The organism is Robiginitalea sp., from assembly GCF_049588695.1.
Lineage (GTDB): Bacteria > Bacteroidota > Bacteroidia > Flavobacteriales > Flavobacteriaceae > Robiginitalea.
Window position 1 is genome coordinate 1 of sequence record NZ_JBAVZJ010000136.1, and the last position, 5,160, is coordinate 5,160.

Here is a 5,160-nt window from a genome sequence, read left to right on the forward strand (position 1 = left end):
GAACAGGGCAACTCGCCCTGTGGAGAACCTGAACCGCGTGAGTACCAAACAACACATCACGCGCACCTGTAGCGCCTTGTGTCCCCATAATAATCAAATCCAGCGTCTCTTTTTTGCCCATATCCTCAAGTTCTTCAGGCAGGGAGTTAAACGCCGCATGTGGAATAATCTCATGCTCCTGGCTCGCATGCTCAAGAAGGGTCTTTTTATGTTTTTTTAGTTTTTTCATCACCCGTTCCTGATACATATCCCCGAGCCCGATCTGACCGGGACTTTGGAGTAAATATTCAGCTCGGAAGAATGCCGGGGTATAGGTATGTGTGAGGTAAAACCGACAAGCTTGCCCAGAAAACAATTCCAGAGCGAAGCGTGCAGCCTTATCTGCATTTTTAGAAAAATCTGTAGGAATAGCAATTCGATACTCCATAGCTATATAATTTACGTTCCTTTTAAAGATACAAAAAGCCCAGGGGGGGCTATATGATTTACATCATTGTCATATCCCAAAGGGAATGATTACATTTAAGAGTACATTTTTGAAACATGAAATGAGCCATTACTCTTTTCAATACCCGAAAAAACTACGGTTTAGAAACCCTGAAACCATAATTGCAGAACGTATCCGGAAGGGTTTTTGGCGAATTCCATAAGAACTAATAAACCAAATTTATTACGACCGATGAAAGGTTCTTTCAATACCCTTATTCAATCTGAAACTCCTGTCCTAATTGATTTTCATGCAGACTGGTGTGGGCCCTGTAAAATGCTTTCCCCGATTCTCAAGGAGGTTAAGGCAGCGTTAGGGGATCGGATCAAAGTCATCAAAATCGATGTAGACAACAATGCTGCCATCGCTGGACGATACCAGGTTCGCGGGGTACCGACCATGATACTCTTTAAAGAAGGGGAAATACGCTGGAGAAAATCCGGGGTATTGCCAAAACATACCCTCCTTGAAGAGCTCGAACCGTTGTTGTAGGACCGGCTGGAACTCATGGCCCAGGCCCGGGCATTAAAATATTAGTATGATCCCAATACGCGAGTGGTGCTTTCGGATACTCACATCCTTCCGGTCAGGGGCGGGTAAAGAACACCCGTTACCCGGTTTCAAGGTGGATACTCCTGGTTTGGGGTGCCTTTGGCATCTGCATAACTCAATCCGTTTTTTCCAGGTGGGACGGAAAATGCCCCCCCCGCATTTCAACTGTCCCAAAACCTCTGTTCTCAAAATGCTTTCCTTGGGACTGCTGGTCGTTTTTTCCATTTCCTGTGGTTCGAAAGAGGAACCCATATTCCCCGAAAAAGGCAATATAACGGCCTCGGTATATGCTTCGGTAACGGTTTGGCCGGATAGTATGTACCGGGTGTACGCCTCTGTAAGCGGTATTTTAGAAAACCATCTGGTCGAGGAAGGAGATTCCGTCCGGCCAGGTGCCCCATTGATGCACCTGACCGACGCGACGCCCCGCCTGAGCGCAGAGAACGCCCGACTTCAAATGGAATTGGCCCGGCAAAATTACTCGGGGGCCTCCACCCCGTTGAAGGATCTGGAGGTACAAATAAAAACCGCAGAATTAAACTTCCGGGACGATTCGATTAATTTCAGGCGACAGGAAAAACTATGGTCCCAGCAAATCGGCTCCCTTGCTGACTTTGAAAACAGAAAACTGGCCTACGAACGCTCCCGAAACCTTTTGCAGCGCTTGCGCAGCGAATACGCCCGCCTTCAGAAAGATCTGAAATCGCAGATGATACAGGCGCAGAACACCTATCAGTCCAGTGTCGTGAAGACTTCAGACTACACCCTTCGAAGTACGATTAAGGGTAAGGTTTACGCCTTATACAAAGAACCTGGGGAAGGGGTACTTCCCAATGAACCCCTCGCCCTTTTGGGCAGCCCGGATGTGTTTCTCGCTGAATTACTCGTCGATGAAATTGACATTGTTCAGATACAGGAAGGACAACTCGCACTGGTCACACTGGACGCCTACCCGGAGACCGTTTTTGAAACCCGGGTCAGAAAGATATACCCTCAGAAAGACGAGCGCTCCCAGACCTTTACCGTTGAGGTCCGGTTTGAAAAGGCTCCGGATATTCTGTATCCCGGCCTTTCCGGAGAGGCAAATATCATTATCGCCCAAAAGGAAAATGTTCTGACCATTCCCAAAGACTACCTGGTTGGGCGAGATAGCGTACGTACGCTTCAGGGAATGCGGAAAATAGTGGCCGGGATAGAAACCCTGGACCGGATAGAAATCCTGGAGGGTATCGAGGCTGACACAAAACTCTTAAGGCCCCAACAATGAAACAATGGCCGCTTATCCTGAGTATTGCACGAACTCATTTGCTGACCAAGATGAAATCTACGATCACGGCAGCCCTGGGAGTCACTTTTGGAATAGGAGCCTACATTACACTGGTCAGTTTTATGACCGGACTCAATGGTATGCTCGATGACCTGATCCTTAATCAAACCCCTCACATCCATTTGTACAATGAGGTACAACCCAGCGAGATTCAGCCTGTAAACCGGTATACGCCTTTTGATTCGGATCTGCTCCAAATCCGCTCCGTAAAACCCCGGAAGGGGCAGCTGAAAATCCACAATGCCCCACCCATCCTAAAAAACCTGAAATCACGGGAGGATGTCGTCGGGGTCACCCCCCAGGTCAGAGCTCAGATTTTTTACCTCTCCGGAGCCCTAAACCTGGGTGGCGTACTGGTGGGGATGGATATCCTGGAAGAAGAGCGGATTTCCAATCTGGGCGACTATATTGTACAAGGCAGTGCCCGGGCACTGGCAAGTTCAGACAATGGTGTAATTCTGGGCATTGGCCTGGCGGAGAAAATGTCTCTGCAGATGGGAGACCGGGTTCAGGTGAGTACTCCTGAGGGGGCTGTTTTTCCCTTACGCATTGTAGGAATATACCAGAGCGGTTTGGCCGATATCGACAATACCCAAAGCCTGACTACCCTTCAGAACGCCCAGCGGATTATGGGAGAAGCCTCCAATTATATCACCGATATACACATTAAACTGGCTGACGTTCGGGAAGCCCCTGTTATGGCGCGGCAACTCCAGGCACAGTACAAAGTGCAAGCGCGGGATATACAAGATGCCAATGCCCAGTTCGAAACCGGGACCACCATCCGCAACCTGATAACCTACGCCGTATCCATCACTTTGCTGATTGTTGCCGGTTTTGGGATTTACAACATTCTCAATATGCTCATATACGAGAAGATGAATGATATTGCCATATTGAAAGCCACGGGGTTCTCCGGCCTGGATGTGCAAAATATTTTTATGAGCCAGGCCCTTTTAATCGGCTTCATCGGGGGGATTTCCGGCCTGCTCCTGGGATTTGGGCTCAGTCACCTGATCGATTCCCTTCCTTTTGAAACCGAAGCCCTGCCGACCATCGACACCTTTCCGGTAAACCACAACCCGGTGTATTACCTGATAGGTATAACCTTTGCGCTTTTATCCACCTTTATCGCGGGCTACCTGCCGTCGGCCAAGGCCCGAAAAATAGACCCGGTTCAAATCATCCGGGGGAACTAAACCTGAGTTATGAAGACGGTTCTCGAAGCTCGGAATATCGATAAATACTTTACAAAACCAGTAGAGTATCACGTGCTGAAAGACATCAGCTTTACCCTTCCGGAAGGACAGTTCACGAGTATTATCGGAAAATCCGGTTCCGGAAAATCCACCCTGTTGTATATCCTGTCCACTATGGATACAGCTTATGAAGGATCTCTATATCTAAAAGACAAACTTATAACCGGCAGTTCGAATAAACATCTGGCGCGACTCAGGAATGAATATATTGGTTTTGTGTTTCAATTTCACTACCTGTTGCTGGAATTCAGCGTTTTGGAAAATGTGATGCTTCCAGCACTGAAACTGGGATTAAAGTCAGCTGGCGAGATCCGCCATGATGCCATGGAAAAACTTCGGATGCTCCATATTGAAAAACTCGCTGGCAAAAAAGCCTCCCGGATTTCCGGAGGTGAAAAACAACGGGTGGCCATCGCCCGTGCCCTTATCAATAACCCGGCTATACTTATGGGAGATGAACCCACCGGTAATCTGGATAGTTACAATTCGGAAAATGTCTTTCAGATTTTTAAACAGCTTCGGGAAGAAGAAGGGTTATCGCTACTGGTAGTGACCCACGACGAAGACTTCGCGGGGCGAACGGACCGCATTCTGGAAATGGAGGATGGTCGTATAATACAAGGGTCTTAAAAAGAGAGGCTACTCCCAGCGGTTGAGACGGCGTCGCAGGGCCAGGACTTCCTCCTGCAGGGTTTCCACCTGGTCCAAAAGGTGGTCCACAGCCAGCAAGGTTTCAGGGCTGATTTCCAGATCCCGGTGCAGGCGAACGAGTCGTTCCAACCTCCGCAAGTCCCTCACGGGAATGACAGGTTCAGCTTCTACCTGCCTGATTTCAATAAGTTCAATCTCGTGAAGGGAATAGATAAAGGACTCTTCAAGGGCATGGCCCCTGCAAAAATCTGTGATAGGAATATAATTTTTCACATTCATAAGATTAGAGATTTTGGGCTTTTAAACTTTAAAAAAGGCTTTTTTGTTCCGGGGTAAGCTGCTTGGGTAAAGCGACCTGGTAGGTAATGTACAAATCCCCGAACTCCCCCTGCTTTTTATATACCGGAAAGCCTTTTCCGCCGAGTTTCACCCGGGTATTGTTCTGGGTCAGCGGCTTCACTTTAAGTTTTACCTTACCGTCAAAGGTGTCAACCATTAGGTCCCCTCCCAGGACAGCCGTGGTCAAAGGTATCTCCTGCGTTTTATACAGATTGCCCCCCTCCCGGCGAAAGGGCGTGGAATTCCGGATTTCAAATGTGATGTAGAGATCCCCTTTGGGGCCACCGTGAATCCCCGGACCCCCATATCCCTTGATCCGTATGGTCTGTCCGTCTTCTATTCCCGCCGGTATGGTGATTCGGATATTGCGATCCCCCACGGTCAGCGTCCGTTTGTGTGTCTGATAGACCTCCCGCAAATCCAGTTGGAGGTTGGCGTTGTAGTCCTGTCCCTGGTAACCCCTGCGCTGGCTTTGCCCCCCCTGCCTGAACCCCCCGAACATGGATTCAAAAAAATCAGAGAAGTCTCCTTCGCCACCCGAAGAA

At 48.8% G+C, this 5,160-nt stretch carries 7 protein-coding genes; 4 read left to right on the forward strand and 3 right to left on the reverse strand.

Annotation, left to right across the window (positions count from 1 at the left end):
- A partial coding sequence (locus WBV75_RS03020) for a universal stress protein (protein WP_424119178.1) occupies window positions 1-427 on the reverse strand: 427 nt, incomplete at its 3' end.
- 252 nt (window positions 428-679) lie between these two features.
- On the opposite strand from WBV75_RS03020, the gene trxA reads away from it, so the two are divergent.
- The 4 genes from trxA to WBV75_RS03040 all read left to right on the forward strand — a co-directional run bounded on the left by trxA (window position 680) and on the right by WBV75_RS03040 (window position 4,255).
- Window positions 680-979 carry a thioredoxin gene (gene trxA, locus WBV75_RS03025; protein ID WP_424119179.1) on the forward strand — a complete coding sequence of 100 codons (300 nt, stop codon included), beginning with the start codon at window positions 680-682 and terminating at the stop codon, window positions 977-979.
- A 250-nt stretch (window positions 980-1,229) separates the two neighbouring features.
- Window positions 1,230-2,306, forward strand: coding sequence for an efflux RND transporter periplasmic adaptor subunit (locus WBV75_RS03030; RefSeq protein WP_424119180.1), 1,077 nt, complete (start codon window positions 1,230-1,232; stop codon window positions 2,304-2,306).
- Window positions 2,303-3,565, forward strand: a complete 1,263-nt coding sequence (locus tag WBV75_RS03035; RefSeq protein WP_424119181.1) for an ABC transporter permease — start codon at window positions 2,303-2,305, stop codon at window positions 3,563-3,565. The genes WBV75_RS03030 and WBV75_RS03035 overlap by 4 nt, the downstream gene beginning before the upstream one ends.
- A gap of 9 nt (window positions 3,566-3,574) precedes the next feature.
- Entirely contained in the window at window positions 3,575-4,255 is a 681-nt protein-coding gene (locus tag WBV75_RS03040) for an ABC transporter ATP-binding protein (protein ID WP_424119182.1), read from the forward strand.
- Window positions 4,256-4,264: 9 nt separating this feature from the next.
- Here WBV75_RS03040 and WBV75_RS03045 read toward each other — a convergent pair whose 3' ends face one another.
- Complete coding sequence (locus WBV75_RS03045) at window positions 4,265-4,555, reverse strand: chaperone modulator CbpM (protein WP_424119183.1); 291 nt, start codon at window positions 4,553-4,555, stop codon at window positions 4,265-4,267.
- Window positions 4,556-4,583: 28 nt separating this feature from the next.
- Window positions 4,584-5,160, reverse strand: a 577-nt coding sequence (locus tag WBV75_RS03050; RefSeq protein WP_424119184.1) for a DnaJ C-terminal domain-containing protein, incomplete at its 5' end; no start/stop codon positions are given.